The sequence below is a fragment of the Curtobacterium sp. Leaf261 genome (assembly GCF_001422205.1).
Taxonomy (GTDB): domain Bacteria; phylum Actinomycetota; class Actinomycetes; order Actinomycetales; family Microbacteriaceae; genus Curtobacterium.
Map to the genome: position 1 here is coordinate 389802 of NZ_LMMJ01000009.1, position 19102 is coordinate 408903.

General features: G+C 71.7%; 19 protein-coding genes, 1 pseudogene and 1 riboswitch. Of the genes and pseudogenes, 11 read left to right on the forward strand and 9 right to left on the reverse strand.

The genetic code is table 11. The annotated features are described in order from the left end of the window. The first annotated feature begins 4 nt into the window (after nucleotides 1-4). Together ASF23_RS12815 and ASF23_RS12820 are read left to right on the forward strand one after the other, a co-directional pair. Nucleotides 5-1438: a TrkH family potassium uptake protein gene (locus tag ASF23_RS12815; RefSeq protein WP_055954087.1), complete on the forward strand. Its 1434-nt coding sequence runs from the start codon at nucleotides 5-7 to the stop codon at nucleotides 1436-1438. Next, complete coding sequence (locus ASF23_RS12820; protein WP_200919355.1) at nucleotides 1431-2132, forward strand: potassium channel family protein; 702 nt, start codon at nucleotides 1431-1433, stop codon at nucleotides 2130-2132. Before ASF23_RS12815 ends, ASF23_RS12820 begins: the two co-directional genes overlap by 8 nt. Before the next feature lie 176 nt (nucleotides 2133-2308). Here ASF23_RS12820 and proC read toward each other — a convergent pair whose 3' ends face one another. Beyond that, nucleotides 2309-3157, reverse strand: a complete 849-nt coding sequence (proC, locus tag ASF23_RS12825) for a pyrroline-5-carboxylate reductase (protein ID WP_055954090.1) — start codon at nucleotides 3155-3157, stop codon at nucleotides 2309-2311. Between the two features lie 42 nt (nucleotides 3158-3199). On the opposite strand from proC, the gene ASF23_RS12830 reads away from it, so the two are divergent. Further along, complete coding sequence (locus ASF23_RS12830) at nucleotides 3200-4156, forward strand: cation diffusion facilitator family transporter (protein ID WP_055954092.1); 957 nt, start codon at nucleotides 3200-3202, stop codon at nucleotides 4154-4156. A 53-nt stretch (nucleotides 4157-4209) separates the two neighbouring features. Here ASF23_RS12830 and ASF23_RS12835 read toward each other — a convergent pair whose 3' ends face one another. Beyond that, nucleotides 4210-4641 (reverse strand): nucleoside deaminase, encoded by a 432-nt coding sequence (locus ASF23_RS12835; RefSeq protein WP_055954479.1) that lies wholly within the window; start codon nucleotides 4639-4641, stop codon nucleotides 4210-4212. Nucleotides 4642-4807: 166 nt separating this feature from the next. Here ASF23_RS12835 and upp point away from each other — a divergent pair, with 166 nt between their 5' ends. The 5 genes from upp (at nucleotide 4808) to ASF23_RS12860 (ending at nucleotide 10505) form a co-directional block, all read left to right on the forward strand. Continuing rightward, nucleotides 4808-5443, forward strand: a complete 636-nt coding sequence (gene upp, locus ASF23_RS12840) for a uracil phosphoribosyltransferase (protein ID WP_055954094.1) — start codon at nucleotides 4808-4810, stop codon at nucleotides 5441-5443. A gap of 595 nt (nucleotides 5444-6038) precedes the next feature. Continuing rightward, entirely contained in the window at nucleotides 6039-6830 is a 792-nt protein-coding gene (locus ASF23_RS12845; protein ID WP_055954098.1) for a winged helix-turn-helix domain-containing protein, read from the forward strand. Between the two features lie 303 nt (nucleotides 6831-7133). Then, nucleotides 7134-7610, forward strand: coding sequence for a MarR family winged helix-turn-helix transcriptional regulator (locus ASF23_RS12850; RefSeq protein WP_235510885.1), 477 nt, complete (start codon nucleotides 7134-7136; stop codon nucleotides 7608-7610). Beyond that, nucleotides 7607-8959, forward strand: a complete 1353-nt coding sequence (locus ASF23_RS12855; RefSeq protein ID WP_055954104.1) for a cryptochrome/photolyase family protein — start codon at nucleotides 7607-7609, stop codon at nucleotides 8957-8959. The genes ASF23_RS12850 and ASF23_RS12855 overlap by 4 nt, the downstream gene beginning before the upstream one ends. 16 nt (nucleotides 8960-8975) lie before the next feature. Further along, nucleotides 8976-10505, forward strand: coding sequence for a serine hydrolase domain-containing protein (locus tag ASF23_RS12860; RefSeq protein ID WP_055954106.1), 1530 nt, complete (start codon nucleotides 8976-8978; stop codon nucleotides 10503-10505). Nucleotides 10506-10685: 180 nt separating this feature from the next. Here the strand turns inward: ASF23_RS12860 and ASF23_RS12865 are convergent, their stop codons facing one another. Then, complete coding sequence (locus ASF23_RS12865; protein ID WP_162236771.1) at nucleotides 10686-11615, reverse strand: carbohydrate kinase family protein; 930 nt, start codon at nucleotides 11613-11615, stop codon at nucleotides 10686-10688. Nucleotides 11616-12003: 388 nt separating this feature from the next. Between ASF23_RS12865 and ASF23_RS12870 the strand changes: the two genes are divergently transcribed. Then, nucleotides 12004-12576 carry a TetR/AcrR family transcriptional regulator gene (locus ASF23_RS12870; protein WP_055954112.1) on the forward strand — a complete coding sequence of 191 codons (573 nt, stop codon included), beginning with the start codon at nucleotides 12004-12006 and terminating at the stop codon, nucleotides 12574-12576. A 178-nt stretch (nucleotides 12577-12754) separates the two neighbouring features. On the opposite strand, the gene ASF23_RS12875 is transcribed toward ASF23_RS12870, so the two are convergent. From ASF23_RS12875 to ASF23_RS12885, 3 genes are all read right to left on the reverse strand, one after another. After that, complete coding sequence (locus ASF23_RS12875; protein ID WP_055954115.1) at nucleotides 12755-13369, reverse strand: superoxide dismutase; 615 nt, start codon at nucleotides 13367-13369, stop codon at nucleotides 12755-12757. A 46-nt stretch (nucleotides 13370-13415) separates the two neighbouring features. Continuing rightward, a complete protein-coding gene (locus tag ASF23_RS12880) occupies nucleotides 13416-13946 on the reverse strand; it encodes a flavin reductase family protein (protein ID WP_055954117.1) in 531 nt (176 codons plus the stop codon). Nucleotides 13947-14152: 206 nt separating this feature from the next. Then, a complete protein-coding gene (locus tag ASF23_RS12885; protein WP_055954120.1) occupies nucleotides 14153-15682 on the reverse strand; it encodes an MFS transporter in 1530 nt (509 codons plus the stop codon). Nucleotides 15683-15857: 175 nt separating this feature from the next. Between ASF23_RS12885 and ASF23_RS12890 the strand changes: the two genes are divergently transcribed. Then, the gene (locus tag ASF23_RS12890; RefSeq protein WP_055954123.1) at nucleotides 15858-16421 is read left to right on the forward strand and encodes a TetR/AcrR family transcriptional regulator; all 564 of its coding nucleotides are present in this window, start codon (nucleotides 15858-15860) and stop codon (nucleotides 16419-16421) included. Between the two features lie 100 nt (nucleotides 16422-16521). Further along, on the forward strand, nucleotides 16522-16695 hold the full coding sequence (locus tag ASF23_RS18375) for a hypothetical protein (RefSeq protein ID WP_156364501.1): 174 nt from the start codon (nucleotides 16522-16524) through the stop codon (nucleotides 16693-16695). Between the two features lie 194 nt (nucleotides 16696-16889). Here ASF23_RS18375 and ribH read toward each other — a convergent pair whose 3' ends face one another. The 3 genes and pseudogenes from ribH to ASF23_RS12905 all read right to left on the reverse strand — a co-directional run bounded on the left by ribH (nucleotide 16890) and on the right by ASF23_RS12905 (nucleotide 18843). Next, on the reverse strand, nucleotides 16890-17381 hold the full coding sequence (gene ribH / locus ASF23_RS12895; protein WP_055954126.1) for a 6,7-dimethyl-8-ribityllumazine synthase: 492 nt from the start codon (nucleotides 17379-17381) through the stop codon (nucleotides 16890-16892). 59 nt (nucleotides 17382-17440) lie between these two features. Next, nucleotides 17441-18127 (reverse strand): annotated as a pseudogene (gene ribB, locus ASF23_RS12900) (3,4-dihydroxy-2-butanone-4-phosphate synthase); the annotation flags it as partial. Further along, complete coding sequence (locus ASF23_RS12905; RefSeq protein WP_055954129.1) at nucleotides 18127-18843, reverse strand: riboflavin synthase; 717 nt, start codon at nucleotides 18841-18843, stop codon at nucleotides 18127-18129. The pseudogene ribB and the gene ASF23_RS12905, both read right to left, overlap by 1 nt. A 74-nt stretch (nucleotides 18844-18917) precedes the next feature. Then, nucleotides 18918-19052: riboswitch (FMN riboswitch) on the reverse strand. Nucleotides 19053-19102 lie beyond the last annotated feature (50 nt).

Genomic DNA, 19102 nt, shown 5'->3' on the forward strand with positions numbered 1-19102 from the left:
TACGATGCCCGCACGTCCGACGCTCCGGCGCCGGGTCGTCGACCCGACCCGCACGATCCGGGGCCGCTTCACCACCGCGATCCGGCACTCCCCCTCACGCCTGGCGATCCTCGTCTTCTCCGCGCTGATCCTCGTGTTCACCGGCGTCTTCATGCTGCCGGTCACCGCTGCCGACGGCACCCCCACCTCGTTCGCCGACGCACTGTTCACCGCGGCGTCCGTGGTCTGTGTCACCGGGCTCTCCACGGTCGACATGGCCACGCACTGGTCGACGTTCGGCAACGTCGTCGTGGTCATCGGCACGCAGATCGGCGCACTCGGTGTCCTGACGCTCGCCTCGATCCTCGGCCTCGTCGTGACCCGCCGACTCGGACTCCGCGCCAAGCTCATCGCCGCCGGGGACTCGAACCCGCTCCGAGGCCACGCCGGCGCGGTGCCGGAGGGTCAGGCGGTCCGCCTCGGCGAGGTCGGCACGCTCCTCGCGACCGTCGCGATCAGCACGCTGTCGATCGAGATCGCACTCGGCGTGCTGCTGGTGCCGTCGGTGCTCGTCACCGGCGTCCCGTTCTGGACAGCGGTCGGCGACTCCTTCTACTACGCCGCCATGGCGTTCACGAACACCGGGTTCTCCCCGAACCCCGAGGGACTGGCCCCGTTCGAGCACGACTACTGGTTCCTGTCGCTCCTCATGCTCGGGGTCATCGCCGGGTCGATCGGGTTCCCGGTGATCAGGACCCTCACCACGCAGTGGCGGACCCCGCGGCGCTGGTCCATCCACGTCAAGCTGACCCTCGCCACGAGTGGCATCCTCCTCGCCGCGGGGACCGCCGCGTACATCGCGCTCGAGTCCTCGAACCACGCCACCTTCGGTCGGTTCGGTGCCGGCGACACGGTGTTCCAGTCGCTCTTCCTGTCGACGATGACCCGATCGGGTGGGTTCGCCACGGTCCCGGTCGACGACCTGCACGGCGCGAGCCTCCTCGTCACCGACATGCTCATGTTCATCGGCGGCGGGTCCGCGTCGACCGCCGGCGGCATCAAGGTCACGACGCTCGCGGTCCTGTTCCTGGCCGCCGTCGCCGAGGCCAGGGGCCGACGCAGCATGGAGGCCTTCGGCCGTCGCGTCCCGAGCGACGTCCTCCGCCTCGCGGTCGCCGTCGTGCTGTGGGGTGCGACGATCATCGCTCTGTCGACCGTCACGCTCCTGCAGATCACCCAGGACTCGCTCGACCACGTCCTGTTCGAGGTGATCTCGGCGTTCGCGACCTCCGGGCTGAGCTCCGGGGTGTCGGCGAGCGCGCCGGAGGCCGGCAAGTACGTGCTCGCGGCCACGATGTTCCTCGGGCGCGTTGGTACCGTGACCATCGCAGCGGCCCTCGCCGCGAGCCAGAGCAGACAGCTGTTCACCCGACCAGAGGAGAGGCCGATCGTTGGCTGACAGGAACCGCAGCGGGAGCATCACGAAGTCCGGCCGGATCTCGCACGACGCGCCGGTCCTCGTCGTCGGGCTCGGCCGGTTCGGTGCGGCCACCGCCGGGCAGCTCGAACGGCAGGACCGCGAGGTGCTCGTCGTCGACAGCGATCCGGCACTCGTCCAGAAGTGGTCCGACCGGGTGACCCACGCCGTGCAGGCGGACGCCACCGACATCGACGCGCTCCGGCAGATCGGCGCCCAGGACTTCGCGATCGCGGTCGTCGGCGTGGGCTCGCACCTGGAGTCGAGCGTCCTGATCACCGCCAACCTCGTCGACCTCGGGATCCCGCAGATCTGGGCGAAGGCGATCAGTCGTTCACACGGCACGATCCTGTCGCGCATCGGCGCGAACCACGTGGTCTACCCGGAGCGCGAGGCCGGCGAACGCACCGCGCACCTGGTGTCCGGGCGGATGCTCGACTTCATCGAGTTCGACGACGACTTCGCGGTCGTCAAGATGTACCCGCCCCGACCTGTGCGCGGCAAGGACCTCGGCACCACCGTCATCCGGACGCGGTTCGGCCTGACGGTGCTCGGTGTGAAGACCCCCGGCGGTGCGTTCACGGCCGCGACGCCGGACACGGTCGTCGGCGAGGACGACCTGATGATCGTCTCGGGGGCGACGGGCGACCTGGAGCGCTTCGCCGCGCTCGAGTAGCGCGTCGGACACCGGCCCGCGTCCTGTCGGACCGGACCGCGTCCTGTCGGACCGGACCGCGTCCTGTCGGACCGGACCGCGTTCCGGACTGGAGGGACGGTGCACGCCCGCACCGTCCCTCCAGTCCGCGTCCGGTCACCCCGGCAGGGTGCGGCCAGGCGGTCGGGCCGCGTCGACTACGACTCGGCGAGCTCCGTGGCGCGCGCGATCGCGGCGTCCGCCGCGCGACGGAGCGTCCCCTCGAGGTCGGCCTCCTGCAGGACCTCGATCGCCTTCTCGGTGGTCCCCTTCGGACTCGTCACGGCCTTGCGGAGCGCCTCGGGACCCTTGTCCGACGCGTCGAGGAGCGCGACGGCCCCGCGCACGGTGTTCTGCACCATGACCCGGGCCTGCTCGGGGTCGAACCCCAGGGACTCGGCCGCCCGCTGCCACTCCTCGACGAGCAGGAACACGTAGGCGGGGCCGGAGCCGGAGACCGCACTGAGTGCATCGAGCTTGGACTCGGGGACCTCGACGACCTCGCCCGACACCGAGAACAGCGACGCGGCGAGTGCTGTCGCCTCGGCGTCCGAGCGACTCCCGGGGCTGATGCCGGTCACGCCGTGCCCGACGCCGATCGGGGTGTTCGGGAGCGACCGGACGACGCGCACGGACCCGGGCAGGAGTGCCTCCATGGTCGCGCTCGTCACACCGACCGCGACGCTCACCACGAGGGCGCCCGGTTCGAGGTCGCCGGCGACGTCGCGGAGCAGATCCGCGACCATGAGCGGCTTCACGCCGATGACCACGATCTCGGCGCCACGGACGGCACGCCGGTTCGCCTCCGGGTCAGTCTCGAGTGCCGTCGCGTCGAGTCCGCGCTCGCGGAGCGCCGATGCCGAGCCCTCAGACCGGTTCGTGATCGCGAACCGGTCGGCGGGGACCCCGGCGGCGAGCAGTCCGTCGAGCACCGCCCCGGACATCGATCCGACGCCGAGCATGGCGGTGCGGGGCAGGTCGGCAGGGTTGTTCACATCTGCGGGCATGCCTCCATCGTAGGCAGGCGCATCGCCCTACAATCGGACAGCATGAGCGCATCCGGTGGGAACAAGGCGATCTTCGCGGCACTCGGCGCGAACGTCGGGATCGCGATCGTCAAGTTCATCGCGGCGGCGATCAGCGGGTCGGCGTCGATGCTCGCCGAGGGTGTCCACTCGCTCGCGGACTCCGTCAACCAGATCCTGCTGCTCCTCGGCGGTCGGAAGGCGAAGCGCCTCGCCGATGAAGAACACCCGTTCGGCTACGGACGCGAACGCTACGTGTACGCGTTCGTCGTGTCGATCATCCTGTTCTCGGTCGGTGGTGTCTTCTCGCTGTACGAGGGCATCGAGAAGCTCGAGCACCCGCATCCGCTCGAGAACTGGTGGCTGCCGATCCTGGTCCTCCTGATCTCCATCGGGCTCGAGGGCTTCTCGCTCCGGACCGCCCTGAAGGAAGCCCGGCCACACAAGGGCGGGCAGTCCTGGGTGCAGTTCGTGCGGCGGGCGAAGGCCCCTGAGCTCCCGGTCGTGATGCTCGAGGACACGGCAGCGCTCCTCGGTCTCGTGTTCGCCCTCTTCGGGGTCGGACTCACCGCGATCACCGGCAACGGGCTCTTCGACGCGATCGGCACCATCCTCATCGCGGCGCTGCTCATCGCGGTGGCCGTGATCCTCGGCATCGAGACCAAGAGCCTGCTGGTCGGCGAGGGCGCCAGCGAGGCGGACGTCACGGCGATCAAGCGTGCGGTGCTCGACGGGCCGGAGGTCGACTCGATCATCCACATGAAGACGCTCTACCTCGGGCCGGAGGAGCTCCTCGTCGCCGTCAAGGTCGCGGTGGACGCCGAGCGTCGGGTGGGTGACGTCGCAGCCGGGATCGACACGCTCGAGGCGCGGGTGCGTGCCGCGGTGCCGATCGCGCGGGTGATCTACGTCGAGCCGGACGTCCGGCACGACGGGGCCCGGCCGCCGACGGAGGCGATCATCATCCGCGCGGCCGACTGACCCGCATCGTCGCTGAACGGCACTCAGCGTCGCTCAGCGGCGCTCGGCGGCGCTCAGCGTCGCTCAGCGAAGAACGTGTCGAGCAGCTCGGCGCACTCCCGCTCGCGGACCCCTGCCACGACCTCGGTGCGGTGCGGCAGGCGGCGGTCCCTGGCGATGTCGTACACACTGCCGGACGCTCCCGCCTTCGGGTCCCACGCGCCGAACACCAGCCGTGGCACCCGTGCCGCGAGGACCGCACCGGCGCACATCGGACAGGGCTCGAGCGTGACCACGAGGGTGTGCTCGTCGAGGTGCCAGTCCCCCGTCGTGGCCGCGGCGGCGCGGAGGGCGAGGACCTCGGCGTGCGCGGTGGGGTCCTGCCGGGCCTCGCGTTCGTTGCGGCCGACGGCGACCACCGCGCCGCTCGCGTCGAGGACCACAGCGCCGACCGGGACGTCGCCGGTGCCGAGGCAGGCGCGTGCCTCGGCGAGTGCCAGCTCCATCGCTGCGAGCCACGGGCGGGCCGACGGGTGCTCCACGGGTCTCCTCCCGGTCTGACGGTACGGTCGAGCCTAGGCGCGTCCGTGCCCGCTCCCGGGAGCCTGAAGGCATGCGCGTCCGTGCCCGATCAGCGCAGCGCCGACCACCCGCTCCCGGTAGCCTGACGACATGCGCGTTCACGTTGCCGACCACCCGCTCATCACCCACAAGCTGTCGGTGCTCCGCGACAAGACCACCCCGTCACCGACCTTCCGTGCGCTGACCGAGGAGCTCGTCACCCTCCTCGCCTACGAGGCCACCCGGAACGTCCGCGTCACCGCGTCGCCGATCGAGACCCCGGTGGCACACACCATGGGCGTCTCGATCGCCAAGCCGCGTCCGCTCGTCGTGCCCATCCTCCGCGCGGGCCTCGGGATGCTCGAGGGCATGGTCAAGCTCGTCCCCACGGCGGAGGTCGGCTTCCTCGGCATGGCCCGCAACGAGGAGACCCTCCAGCCGCAGACCTACGCGGAGCGGCTCCCCGAGGACCTCTCGGGTCGCCAGTGCTTCGTGCTCGACCCGATGCTCGCGACGGGCGGTTCGCTGAACGCGGCGATCCAGTACCTGTTCGACCGTGGTGCCGACGACGTCACCGCGGTCTGCATCCTCGCCGCGCCGGAGGGCCTCGCCGCCGTGGAGCGCGAGACCGAGGGCAAGAACGTCACGGTCGTCCTCGGTGCGCTCGACGAGCGACTCGACGAGAACGGGTACATCGTCCCCGGCCTCGGCGACGCGGGCGACCGCCTGTACGGGCTCGCCGAGTAACGCCTCCGCGGCGCGCGACCGTGCGCGCACCTCGACGTCCCGTGGTTCGCCGGACGCCGTGCCGTCGCGCTGGCAGTGCCACCGCGGGTGCCGGACTGGAGGGACGGTGCAGCCGAGCCCGCCGGCCCGCGTCCGCCGTACCTCCAGTCCGTCTCGCGCACGTCGCGACCACCGTCGCGACGACCGTCGACTGCACCAGGCGGACGGTTGACAGCGCGTTGGTATACCGCCGATACTCGGTCCATGACTGATTCCGTGTCCACCCGCGTCCTCATCGAGGTCCAGGGGACTCCCGGCATGATGATGCCGGCCATGGCGGTCATGTGTTGTCGAATGTGTGCCTGACCGGTACCCGTTCCAGCCGGATCCTCCGCGGTGGCGACCCCGCCGCGCACACGATCCCCGGACGACTCCCCCGACGAGCACCTCCGTCGCGAGTCCCGTCCGTTCCCCTCGGCTCTGCGAGCCACCCGTGAGCACCAGCCCCGACCGTCCCGGATCGCATCCGTCGACGTCGCAGGGCCAGCGCACGGTCGCACCCGGGGACGACGCATTCGACGCACCGGCGCCCCGCGCCACTCTCCGAAGGACCATCATGTCGCTCACGATCGATCGCCCCCGTCCCGCAGCCGGCACGGCCGCCACAGCCCCGTCCGCACCCGTCCGGACCGCAGCCGTCCGGACCGACCTCGGTTCCGCGTCGCGCCCCGTCCCGGTCCAGCCGACCGCCGTCACGGACACCCTCCCGACCAGCCCGGTCGTGGCACCGATCCGGAACCGCGCACTCCCCGAGGGCACCGAGGCCCGCGGCTTCGCCCTGTACGTCGGTCTCGACGAGGCGACCGCAGCCGCCGCCGGCACCACCCTCGCCGCCGTCGTCGAGCAGCTCAGGGCCCTGACCGCGCAGCTCGTCCCGGCCACGGAGACCTACGCGGCGGTCGCGGTGGCAGCCGAGGGCTCCGGCGGCCGCGACGTCGACGTCGTCCGCCTCGCGCTGCAGGACCGCTCGGCCGTCGCCGCCCGCAAACTGGCCGTCACCGCCGAGCCCGAGGAGACCGGTGTCGTCATCGACATCTCCCGGAAGCGCGTGCTCCTCGACGGCGAACCGGCGGCGCTGACCTACAAGGAGTTCGAGCTGCTGCAGTTCCTCGTGCTCCGCGAGGGCCGCACCGTCGACCGCAGTGCCATCATCGAGGGCCTCTGGTCCGACGGCGACGACGAGATCCCGAACGAGCGGACCATCGACGTGCACGTCCGCCGGCTCCGTTCGAAGCTCGGTGCGTTCGAGGAGATCGTCCGGACCGTGCGGGGTGTCGGCTACCGGTTCGACCGGCACGCCGACGTGGCCGTCCGGTATGCGTCGACGCCGTCGCCCGACCTCTTCTGAGTCCGACCCGGGCTCCGCGCCGGACTCTCGCCGCCGTCGCACGCGGTCCGGCGCCCGACGCTCTTGGCGAGTTCCCAGGAAGACGACGTTCCGGTCACTATCGCTGCGTTACCATCTCGTTATATTCTTGCGGCGCGGACGTTGTTTGCTGTGGCGGCGTCCGCGGAATGTGATTGCAGGACACTCTTGGTGCAAGGGAAAGGGCCGGGCCGCGACGCCTCTCGCGGCCCGGCTCTTGTCACGCCGGGCCGATGTCCCCACCCGTCGGTAGCATTGTGGGATGCCGAGCGGGGAGGAGCACCAGTGAGCGACAAGGCCACGGCCGTTGCTGCGTGGGAGTCGCTCTTCCGGGCGCAGGTCACCGTCATGCGGACCCTCAACGCCGACTTCCCGTCGGCGGAGATCTCCTTCAACGAGTACGACGTCTGCTTCAACCTCTCGAAGCAGCCCGGACGCCGGCTGCGGATGCGCGACCTGACCGGCCACCTCCTCCTGACGCAACCGAGCATCAGCCGGCTCGTCGAGCGCCTCGCCGCGCGTGGCATCGTGGACAAGCAGCCTGACCCGACCGATGCCAGGGGGGTCATCGTGGCGCTCACGGCCCACGGCTTCGACCTGTACCGCAGGGTCGCGGTGCAACATGCCTCGACGATCGCCGACCAGCTCGGGGCCGGGCTCGACGACGACGAGCTGCGCACCCTCACCACGCTCTGCCGCAAGCTCCGGACCGCGAGCGCGGTCGCCGGCGCCGGCACATCGACCGATGTGGCCCCGGCATGAGCGGCACGATCGTCTGGCTCCGCGACGACCTCCGGCTCGCCGACAACCCCGCACTCCGCGCGGGCATCGACCACGGCGGCCCCCTCACCGTCGTGTACGTCCTCGACGAGGAGTCCGACGGCGTCCGGACCCTCGGCGCGGCCACACGATGGTGGCTGCACGGCTCGCTGACGAGCCTCGACACGGACCTCCACCAGCGCGGGTCCGGCCTGACGCTCCGCCGAGGTCAGGCGGCCACGGTCATCGCCGACCTCGTCGAGGAGACCGGCGCGGACGCGGTGTACTGGAACCGTCGGTACAGCCAGCAGGAGCGTGACCTCGACGCCGGGATCAAGCAGTCCCTGCACGACGACGGGGTCGAGGCCCACAGCTTCGCCGCGAACCTGCTCTGGGAGCCGTGGACCGTCCGCACCGGCCAGGGTGAGCCGTACAAGGTCTTCACGCCGTTCTGGCGCGCATGCCAGGCGATGCCGGAGCCGCGCCACCCGCTCCCGAAGCCCCGCGAGCTGCCCGACCGGCACCCGCACACCGCGACCGATGCGCTCGACGACTGGGGGCTCCTCCCGTCCGCTCCGGACTGGGCTGGCGGCCTGCGCGACGAGTGGACGCCGGGCGAAGCCGGCGCTGCCGAACGCCTCCGGCACTTCATCGCGAACGGTCTCGAGGACTACGACCAGCGCGATCAGCCGTCCGCCGACGCCGCGAGCGGGCTGAGCCCGCACCTCCGCTGGGGCGAGATCAGTCCGTACCAGGTGTGGCACCGCATGCACGGCGACCTCGAGCCAGAGCAGCGCAAGCAGGCACCGGCGTTCCTCCGACAGCTCGCCTGGCGCGAGTTCAACTGGAACGAGCGGTTCCACAGCGACCCCCTCGAGACGACGAACGTGCGCCGTGAGTTCGATGCGTTCCCGTGGCGCGAGGTGTCCGAGGACGAGCTCGACCGTTGGCGGTACGGCACCACGGGCATCGACCTCGTGGACGCCGGGATGCGCGAGCTCTGGGCCACCGGCACGATGCACAACCGTGTCCGCCTGGTGACGGCGAGCTTCCTCGTGAAGAACATGCTCGTCGACTGGCGCATCGGCGAGCAGTGGTTCTGGGACACGCTCGTGGACGCCGACACCGCGAACAACCCGGCCAACTGGCAGTGGGTCGCCGGGACGGGCTTCGACGCGGCGCCCTACTTCCGCGTGTTCAACCCGGACCTGCAGGCGCAGAAGTTCGACGGGCACCGCGCGTACATCGAGCAGTGGATCCCGGCCGACGAGCTCCGTCCGGACCCGATGGTCGACCTCAAGGAGAGCCGGAGGCGGGCACTCGACGCCTACGACCAGATGCGCCGGTCGTGAGCCCGGGGGGTCGGGTGTGACGGCGACGGGAACGACGGCCGCACACAGCGCCGACGGCTCCGGACGCGTTCCCGCCGAGCTCCTCGTCGCCGTCGACACGGTGTTCCGCGACCGCGTGGCAGCAGGCGTGGCCCCGAGCAGCGTCTGGGGGGTCTTCGATGCCGCAGGCCTCGTCGCGAGTGGCGGCCACGGCGACCGTGGTGACGGCCGGGCCCCGGACGCGGACACGGTGTACCGGATCGCATCCTGCACGAAGAGCGTCACGGCGGCGGCGCTGATGCTCCTCGTCGAGCGGGGTCTCGTGGACCTCGAGGCCCCGATCACCGACTTCGTCCCCGCGTTCCACGAGGTCCGCCTGCCCACCGCGGACTCCCCCGCGCCGACGCTCCGCATGCTCCTGACGATGTCGGCCGGGTTCCCGACGGACGATCCCTGGGCCGACCGTCAGGAGTCGATCACCGACGAGGCGCTCGACGACGTCCTCCGAGGTGGTCTGCTCTTCGACGCCACCCCCGGCACCAGGTACGCCTACTCGAACCTCGGGTACGCGCTCCTCGGCCGCGTGGTCGGTCGTGCGTCGGGCGTGGGCTTCCGCGAGTTCGCCACGTCGGCGGTGCTCGACCCCGTCGGGATGCCGTCGACCTCGTTCACGGCGCCGGGAGACGCCGGGTACGTGGTGCGCGGGGTCCGCCCGCACGACGGCGGCTGGGAGCAGCTGCCCCTGTCCGGACCCGGCGCGTTCTCGAGCATCGGCGGCCTGTTCTCCACGGTGACCGACCTGGCGCGCTGGGCGACGCACCTCTCCGGTGCGTTCCGCCCCGACGCGTCCGGCTCGGCCATGCCCGGCGGTGGGACCGGGCCACGGGCAGCGGGAACGGTCCCGAACTCGCCGGTGACCAGGGCACACCGTCGGCTCATGCAGCAGGCGCAGCGGTCGATCCCCGGACGTGGCCCGCGACCGACCGGGTACGGGTTCGGGCTGGTCGTCGAGGAGCACCCGGTCGTCGGGCCCGTCGCCTCGCACTCCGGCGGCTACCCGGGGTTCTCCGCGCACATGCGATGGAGCACCACGAGCGGCCTCGGGGTGGTCGCGTTCGAGAACGCGACGGCCGCCCGTGTGCCGGTCGCCGCGACAGCAGCGCACGACCTCCTGCTCGAGCGACTCCCCCGACACGGGGAACTGCCCGGTGCCGCGGCGACGGACCGGGTGCTTCCGGAGACGCGGGCAGCGCAGGGTGCCGTGACGCGCCTCCTGAGTGCGTGGCGGGACGACCTGGCGGACGCGACCTTCGCACCGAACGTCGACCTGGACGTGCCGCGCGATCGTCGGCGCGCGGCGCTCGGGGCCGCGATCACGACAGCGGGAGCGACACCGACCGACCGTCCGACCACCGAGTGGTCGGATGCGCCGACGCACCTCGGGTGGCGCATCCACGGCACCGCCGCCGACCTGCTCGTCGAGCTGCGGCTCGCACCGCTCGCGGCCGGCCTCGTGCAGACGCTGATCGTCCGGGTCGAGTCGCCGGAGACCGACGCGCGGCGCTGAGATCCGGCTCGGCTGGAGCGGCACGGGTGGAGCGGCCCACGGGTCCGAACGGTGCAGACGGCCGATCGGTGCAGACGGCCGAATGGCGAAGACGGGTGACCGGTGCGGTCAGGCGGTGGGCGCAGGCAGGCAGCCGCCGCAGGCAGGCAGCCGCCGCAGTCAGGCGGCCGGGCCTGTCGCTCACACGGGTGGTCGGCCGCCGATCACCGAGAGGGCACGCGCCGCGACGCGGGCGCCCTCCCGCGCCGCCGCCCCGACGCGGACCGGGTCGGTCGCCCATGCGCAGAGGAACCCGGCGGCGAACGCGTCCCCGGCGCCGAGTGAGTCCACGACCTCGACGTCGGGCGCAGCGACCCGCTGCGGGGTCCGCCCGGCGCGTGCGATGACGACGCCGGCGTCGCCGAGCGTCAGCACGACGAGCGGGACGTGCCGGGCGAGTGCTGCTGCGACGTCGTCCGGCGCATCCAGACCGGTGAGCGCGCGTCCCTCGGCGAGGTCCGGGAGCAGCAGGTCGGCACCGTCGATCGCGCGGAGGAACCGTTCGGGTCCGACGTCGAGGAGCTGTCCCGGCGAGGACGGGTCGATCGACACGCGCGCACCGCCGGCCTTCGCACGGTGCACGAGCCCGGCGAGGTGCTCCGGCGTCGTCGTGCCGAGCATCGCTGCGCCGGTGACGTGCACGACGTCGGCCTGCTCGACGAGGTCCGGGTCGACGTCGAGCGGATCGAGCGCTGCGCCGGCAGCCGGATCGGCCATCGCGACCCGACGCTCGCGGGTCTGGACGGACACCACCGCGCCGGTCGCGGCTCCGGCGTCGTAGCCGATGTGTGGTGTGACCCCGGCGTTCCGCAGGGACTGCTCGTGGCGGTGCACGTCGTCGACGCCGACCCTGCCGACGAAGTCCACCTCGGCGCCGAGCCACCCGAGCCACGCGGCGGTGTTCGCGCCGGAGCCGTCCGGACGCTGGCGGATCGTCGCCGCGAGGTCGTGGTCCGGTCCGGTCCGCGCGAGGTCGGTGACGACGATGATCGCGTCGAGCGCGTCGCCCACCACCAGGAAGCGCGTGCCCGCACCGCGGCGCCGTCGTCCGAGCCCTGCCGAGTGTGCCACGCGAGCAGGAGCCTGCCGCCCCCGGCCGGATCGGAGCGGAGTGGTGGTGGCGTCGGAACGGGGATCATCGCGAGACATCGCTGCCACGGTATCGATTGAACGCGAGGAAGTCTCCAGTCCCACGCCCCCAGAAGACGGGCGGTGCTCGTCCAGATGACGGGCGGTGCTCGTCCAGGAGACGGGCGGTGTTCGTTCGTCTCGCATCTGCCAGGCGATCTCTCAGTCGCAATAGTGCATTCATCCGGTAACATATTGAGTGCGACAAGAGTTCACAGTGCCCTCTGGCCCCCCGGCCGGGAACCACAGTCCGGTCGTGCAGTCCGGTCACACCGTCCGACGGTCCGTCCGCGCCCCTCGAGGCGCACCCCCGATCCTCCGAGGAGCCCCCATGCCCCGCAAGCCAGACCCGACGCTGAAGCCGGCGATCGTCGAGAAGGTCGCCGCGCACCTCCGGACGACCCCGGTCGAGGCCGTCTCGGTCCGCGGCCTCGGACGCGTCCTCGGCACGAGTGCCTACCCGATCGTGTACCACTTCGGGTCCCGCGAAGCCCTGCTCGACGCGGTGGTGGAGCATCTCGCCCAGAAGTCCGCCAGTGCCGAACTCGACCCCGACGCCGATGTCGACGCACTCGCGGGGTACCTCGTCGCCTGTTACGGCGGACTCGACGAGACCGATCGTGCCCTCGCGGCGCGCCTGACGTTCGAGCTCGGGTCGGTCGAGTCCCTCGGTGACCGGACGATGCACCGCGCGATGCACCAGCGTCAGGTCGAGGTCGTCGCCGCCTGGTGCAAGCACCACGGCGTCGAGCCGGCACAGGCGGAGCAGTCCGCGAACGACGCCGTCCTCGCCGCACGCGGCGTCCAGTGGGGGTGGCTCCTGGACCACGAGGAGCGGGTCGAGGACGCCCTCCGGCGCATCGCCGAACGGCTCGCCGCCCGCACGGCGCTGGTCGAGCGCTGACCGGCCGGCGACACCACTGCACGGGGCACTGACCCCGCGCACGACGAGGGCCGCCCCGCATCCCGAGCATGGCGAAGGCCGCTCCGGACCCCGAGCACGGCGAAGGCCGCCCCGGACACCGGGGCGGCCTTCGTCGTGCGGTCGTCAGACCGCAGGTCGGCTCAGAGCGTGACGAAGCTCAGAGCGTGACGAAGCTCTGGGTCTTGGCGTTGGCGAAGCGCGCCGCGACGTTCTCCCAGTCGACGATGTTCCAGACGGCCTTGACGTAGTCCGCCTTGACGTTCAGGTAGTCGAGGTAGAAGGCGTGCTCCCACATGTCGAGCATGAAGATCGGGACGAGCCCGAACGGGATGTTGCCCTGCTGGTCGAACAGCTGGAACGTGGTGAGCTTCTGCCCGACGACGTCCCATGCGAGCACGGACCAACCGGAGCCCTGGATGCCGTTCGCGACGGCGGCGAACTGCGCCTGGAACTTCTCGAAGGAGCCGAAGAACTCGTCGATCGCCGCCGCGAGCTCGCCCTCGGGGACCTTGGTGTCCGGGCCGAGGTTGGTCCAGAAGATCGAGTGGTTGACGTGTCCACCGAGGTGGAACGCCAGGTCCTTCTCGAGCTTGTTGATGGCACCGAAGTTGCCGGACTCACGAGCCTCGCCGAGCTGCTGGAGCGCGGTGTTCGCACCGGTCACGTAGGCCTGGTGGTGCTTGTCGTGGTGCAGCTGCATGATCTTGCCGCTGATGTGCGGCTCGAGTGCGGCGTAGTCGTACGGCAGTTCCGGCAGGGTGTACTCAGCCATCGGGTGTCCTTTCGTTGGGGTTGACGGGTGTGGTCCTCGACGGGCGCTATGCGAGTCGGGAACGATCGGTGAGGGAGTGGAATTCCCGGTTGTGGTAGACGAGGGGCTCCCCCTCGTCGAGGCCGACGACGATGTCGAGGACCTCTGCGACGACGACGGTCGAGCTGCCGATCGGCGTCGTGGACAGCGGACGGGCACGGAGCGCAGCGGCGGCGGACGGCAGGTACCAGTCCCCCGACGGCAGTCGGTCCCAGACTCCGGGCTCGTCGGTCGACGGGCTCCCGGTCGAGGCGAACCGCCGTGCCAGCGCCACCCCGCCGGTCCGCATGAGGTGCACGACGAAGACCGGGGCGCCGAGGATCGCGCCCGCCGATCCGGAGTTCGTGGACAGTGAGAACACGAGCACCGGCGGGTCGACCGCGACGGACGCCACGCTCGACGCCGTCAGGCCGGTCGGTCCGTCCTCGGTGTCGGCCGTGATCACCGCGACCCCGGCGGGATGTCCGCGGAACGCCGACTTGTAGGCGTCGGCGAGGTCGCGGGGATCGCCCGGTGTCGGGAGGGGGGCGTCGGGCATCGTTCTGGACTCGTCCTCTGCTGGCTTGGGGTGGCCCGATCCGGACCACGTCCCAACGTAGGACTTCAACCTAGGTTGAGGTCAACGATTCACAGGTTCGGGGTGTCGCCGAGCGACACGCACCCACTGTGCAGGAGACGGACGGGAGGCGCGGGGCGGGCGTGCACCGTCCCTCCAGTCCGGTGGGTGGCTGAGACCGGCCGGCGTCAGCGCTCGACACTGCGGAGCGAGAACCACGCGCCGACGGCGGCGAGCACCATCAGCACCGCGGCGACGCCGGAGGTCACCGTCACCCCCGAGTCGAACGCGGCGCGTGCCGAGTCGAGGAGCGCCGCACCCGCCGTACCACCGAGGTCCGCCGCAGCCGACACCGCACCGCCGAGGGTCTGCTCGGCTGCCGCGTGCGAGCCGGACGGCAGTCCGTCCGGCACCACGACGTGCGCGCGGTACGCCAGGCTCAGGACCGTCCCGAGCACCGCCGTGCCGAGCACCGCGCCGATCTCGTAGGCGGTCTCCGAGATGGCCGAGGCAGCCCCGGACTTCGCGGCGGGCACCGTCGAGACGATGAGGTCGTTCGTCACGGTCTCGGACGCGCCGATCCCGATCCCGAGCATCACGAACGCGATCGCGAGTGCCGCGATGGAGGCCCCGTGCCCGAGCACCGCGACCATCGTGTACGCCACGGCGGAGAACAGCAGCGCGACGCCGACGACCCATCGCGGAGCCACCCGCGCCACGATCGGCACGACGACGAGCCCGGCGACGATCGAGAGCACGGTGCCGGGCAGCAGCACGAGCCCGGCCGCGAACGGGTCGAGGCCGGCGACGAGCTGCAGGTGCTGCGAGATGAAGAACAGGAACCCGGTCAGGGAGAACATCGCGGTCATGTTCATCACGACACTCCCGCTGAACGGGACACTCCGGAACAACCGGACGTCGAGCATCGGGGTCCGCGCGCGGAGCTGCCGACGCACGAACGCGATCCCGCACACCACGCCGACCGCGACGGCGGCGATCGCCGCGCCGCGCTCGTCCGGGTGGACCATCGACTTGATCGCCCAGGCGGTCGGGGCGAGTGCCCCGAGCGACAGGAACATGCTGATGACGTCGACGGGTCCGGGGTGCGGGTCGCGGGACTCCGGCACGAGCAGGGGCGCCGCCACGAGCAGGAGCACGAGGATCGGCACGGCGAGCAGGAACACGCTGCCCCAGTGGAAGTGGGCGAGGAGCACACCGCCGACGAGCGGGCCGATCGCACCTCCGGCGGAGAACGTGCACGACCACACGGCGAGGGCGATCCGCCGTTCGGTCCGGTCCTCGAAGACGTTCCGGATGAGCGACAGCGTCGACGGCATGAGCATCGCGCCGAAGAGCCCCATCGCCACCCGGGCGGCGACGAGCATCCACGAGTCGGTGGCGAACGCCGCCGCGGCGGAGAACGCCGCGAAGCCGGTCGCGCCGATGAAGAGCATCCGGCGGCGGCCGAACCGGTCGCCGAGGCTCCCCATCACGACGAGGAGCCCGGCGAGCACGAGCGGGTAGGCGTCGACCATCCAGAGCAGCGTCGTCGCGCTCGGGTCGAGGTCGCGGGAGATCGCCGGCAGGGCGAAGCTCAGCACGGTGTTGTCGACGGCGATGAGCAGCACGGGCAGCATCAGGACCGCGAGCGCGGCGAAGCGTCGTGCTCGGGTGGTGGTGGCGGCGCGCGGGCGCGGAGGGGCGAGGAGCGTGGACATGGCGGTGCTTCCGGGTGGAACGGTGGTGCTGCGCAGGCGGCGGGGTGATCACGTCGCGGCGAGATGAACAGGATCTACTGTACCGTCTGGACGGTTGTGCGGCAAATCGTCACCAGGCCAGTGGAGCGGAGGGTGCCTAGCACTCCGCTCCCCCGGCGCTCACTACGATTGCGGCATGGCCAGTGCGCGCGACCGGATCCTCGACAGCTTCGTCGGCATCGTCTGCGAGGACGGCGAGCGCGTCGCCACGCTCGACGCCGTGGCCGCCAGGGCGGGCGTGTCCAAGGGCGGGCTCCTGTACCACTTCGGCTCGAAGGCAGCGCTCGTCACGGGCCTCTGCGAACGCCTGTCCGACCTCGCCGGCATCGACGTCGAACGCATGCGCGAGGCCGAGGAGGGTCCCGCCCGGTACTTCGTCCGCGGCAGCCAGTACATCGGGAGCGAACTCGACCTCGCACTCCTGGCGTCGGCGCGGCTCCAGCAGGCCGGGTACGAGGAGGCCAAGCGCACCCTCGACGAGACCGAGGACGCATGGCTCGAGACCCTGGTCGACGCCCTCGGCGACGTGCCGACCGCGCAGGCGATCAAGCTCATGGGTGACGGGCTGTACCACGCCGCCGCACTCGGCATCGCGGCGGGCGGGGATCCGGATGCGGCGGCAGGACGGCCCGAGGGTGTCGACATGGTGGCCCTGCTCGAGGTCGTCGACCGCGTCGTGGACGCCCGACCAACGGCCTGAGGTCAGGGGCCCGTCGGGCACCCCGCGGCACGTGACGTCCGACGTCCGCACCTCGGGATAGACTTGAGGTCAACACCCGCTCAGCACCGGAGGTATCACCGTGGGCCGCGTCATCGCAGCAGTTTTCTCGATCGCACTGCTCGTCGTTGCGATCTACCTCTTCGCCGTGGCGTTCCAGGCCGCTGCCGGTCTCCAGGCGTGGGTGTTCTTCGGCGGGATCGTGCTCATGTGCCTCTCGTTCGCACTGCCGATCCACGTGTTCTCCAAGCGTTAGGCGCACGGCGAACGGCCCCGCACCCTCGTGGTGCGGGGCCGTTCGTCGTTCGCGCTTGCGCCGTGCGCCGTTCGCGCCGAGGTGTTCTGAACACGGGTGTCCGGGCCGAACACGCGGATGCGCGTGTTCGGGCCGGACGAGGGTGTTCAGAGCGGTCGCCTCGTGGGGGTCGGGCGCGGGCGCGCAGGCGCGCGTCAGGCCGGACTGGAGGGACGGTGCCGGAGGGCGCGCAGGGTGACGGCCGTCGAGATGGCCGCGTGGGCAGCCTCGGCGCCCTTGTCCTCCTTCGACCCGGGGAGCCCCGCGCGGTCGATCCCCTGCTGCTCGTCGTCGAGGGTCAGGACCCCGAACCCGACGGGCTTGCCGGTGTCGAGTGCGACGCGGGTCAACCCCGAGGTCGCCGCGTCGGACACGAACTCGAAGTGCGGCGTCCCGCCGCGGATGATCACGCCGAGGGCCACCGCGGCGTCGAACCCGGACTCCAGTGCCGCCTTGGCGATGACCGGCAGCTCGAAGCTCCCCGGTGCGGGCAGCACCTCGGCCTCGGCCCCGAGGCGGGCCACCTCACGGAGGGCGCCCTGCAGCAGACCGTCCGCGATCGTGTCGTGCCACTGCCCGGCGACGATGGCCACACGGACCCCGCTGCCGTCGACGAGGTCGCGGTCCGCCGCGCCTGCTCCGCTCATGCCTGTTCTCCCTCTGTGCCGGTCGTCGGCACCGCTGTCGCTGTCGGTTCCTCGGTCGTTGCTGCTGGTCGAGCGGCCGCCACGTCGCGCTCGTCGAGCCACACGGCGAGCGCCGCGATGGTGATGACGGGCACGGACTCGTGCGCGCCGAGCTCCAGGAGTCGCGGGAGGCGCATCATCTCGCCGTCGTCGTCGACGATCTCGCAGATGGCCGCCGCCGGCCGGAGCCCCGCGGCGGTGACGAGGTCGATCGACGCCTCGGTGTGCCCCGGCCGCTCGCGGACCCCGCCCGGCCGGGCACGGAGCGGGACGACGTGGCCCGGTCGGTGCAGGTCGTCGCGCACCGAGCCCGGGTCGGCGAGCACCCGGAGGGTCCGCGCGCGGTCGTGGGCGCTGATGCCCGTCGTGACACCGATGGCCGCGTCGACCGTGACGGTGTAGGCGGTGCCCCGGACGTCCTCGTTGTGGCTGACCATCGGGGGCAGGTCGAGACGATCCGCGATCTCGGCGCTCACCGGCGCGCAGATGAACCCCGACGAGTGCGCGACGGTCCACGCGATCCACTCCGGACTCGCGAGCTCGGCGGCGAGCACGACGTCGCCCTCGTTCTCGCGGGACTCGTCGTCCGCGACGATGACCGGGCGCCCGGCGGCGATCGCCGCGAGGGCGTCCCCGATGGTGGACAGTCCCGGAGTCGCCGGCGCGGTGGTGACCGTCCGGTCGACAGGAGCGGCGTCGGCGACCATCACCGTCCCTCCAGTCCGGCCTCGTCGGCGACGGCACCCGCTCCGGGCGCGGTGACCGACGCTGACGCGGCGACCGACGCGGACGCGGCGACCGACGCGGACGCGGCGTCGAGCCGGAGCATCCGCCGGACGTGCCGAGCGAGGACGTCGGTCTCCACGTTGACGGCGTCTCCGGGGACGAGCGCGCCGAGGGTCGTGGCGGCCAGGGTCTCCGGGATGAGCGAGACCTCGAACCAGGCGGTGGCCGCGTCGACGGTCTCGTCCGACACCGCGCTCACGGTCAGACTCACCCCCGACAGCGCGACCGAGCCCTTGTCGACGACGAGCGGGCTGAGGGCCGGCGTCAGGGCGAACCGGACCCGGCGCCAGCCGTCGCCGTCCTCGGTGGAGAGGACCGTCGCGGTCCCGTCGACGTGCCCCTGGACGATGTGGCCGCCGAGCCGGTCGCCGACCCGGGCCGCGCGCTCGAGGTTCACCGTGTCGTCCACACGCAGCGCACCGTGCACGCTCATGTCGAGCGTCTGACGCATCACGAACGCGGTGAACGACTCCTCGTCGTGCTCCACCACCGTGAGACAGACCCCGCTCACCGAGATCGAGTCGCCGTGCTGCACGCCGTCGACCGCGAGGGGGCCGTGCACGGTGAGGGCGATGGAGTCGCCACGGTCGTCGATGCGGTCGACGCGGCCGAGTTCCTCGATGATGCCGGTGAACACTGGAGTCCTGTCTCTGATGGACTCCGGGGCGCGACGACGACAGCCGCGCAGACGGGACGACGGATCGTTCCCGCCCAGCGCGCCTCCCATCCGGACTCTCACCGTCGGTCCCGGAGTTCCGCCGGGTCAACCACGTCCGGACCGAGGCCCGCACGCAGCTCGTGGACTGTCACCACCGGTTCGGAATCCCACCGACCCCGGAGCGCTTTGCGTGCCGCCGACATTACCCCACGACGCTCGACCCGAGCCCGGCGGTGTC

Bases quoted from the DNA above. Each gene is read 5' to 3' on its own strand.
- ASF23_RS12875 (WP_055954115.1), bottom strand. From the start codon at position 13,369: ATGGCTGAGTACACCCTGCCGGAACTGCCGTACGACTACGCCGCACTC.
- ribH (WP_055954126.1), bottom strand. From the start codon at position 17,381: ATGAGCGGAGCAGGCGCGGCGGACCGCGACCTCGTCGACGGCAGCGGG.
- ASF23_RS12890 (WP_055954123.1), top strand. From the start codon at position 15,858: ATGGCCAGTGCGCGCGACCGGATCCTCGACAGCTTCGTCGGCATCGTC.
- ASF23_RS12880 (WP_055954117.1), bottom strand. From the start codon at position 13,946: ATGCCCGACGCCCCCCTCCCGACACCGGGCGATCCCCGCGACCTCGCC.
- proC (WP_055954090.1), bottom strand. From the start codon at position 3,157: ATGCCCGCAGATGTGAACAACCCTGCCGACCTGCCCCGCACCGCCATG.
- ASF23_RS12815 (WP_055954087.1), top strand. From the start codon at position 5: ATGCCCGCACGTCCGACGCTCCGGCGCCGGGTCGTCGACCCGACCCGC.
- ASF23_RS12855 (WP_055954104.1), top strand. From the start codon at position 7,607: ATGAGCGGCACGATCGTCTGGCTCCGCGACGACCTCCGGCTCGCCGAC.
- ASF23_RS12835 (WP_055954479.1), bottom strand. From the start codon at position 4,641: ATGGAGCTGGCACTCGCCGAGGCACGCGCCTGCCTCGGCACCGGCGAC.
- ASF23_RS12845 (WP_055954098.1), top strand. From the start codon at position 6,039: ATGTCGCTCACGATCGATCGCCCCCGTCCCGCAGCCGGCACGGCCGCC.
- ASF23_RS12870 (WP_055954112.1), top strand. From the start codon at position 12,004: ATGCCCCGCAAGCCAGACCCGACGCTGAAGCCGGCGATCGTCGAGAAG.
- upp (WP_055954094.1), top strand. From the start codon at position 4,808: ATGCGCGTTCACGTTGCCGACCACCCGCTCATCACCCACAAGCTGTCG.
- ASF23_RS12830 (WP_055954092.1), top strand. From the start codon at position 3,200: ATGAGCGCATCCGGTGGGAACAAGGCGATCTTCGCGGCACTCGGCGCG.
- ASF23_RS12885 (WP_055954120.1), bottom strand. From the start codon at position 15,682: ATGTCCACGCTCCTCGCCCCTCCGCGCCCGCGCGCCGCCACCACCACC.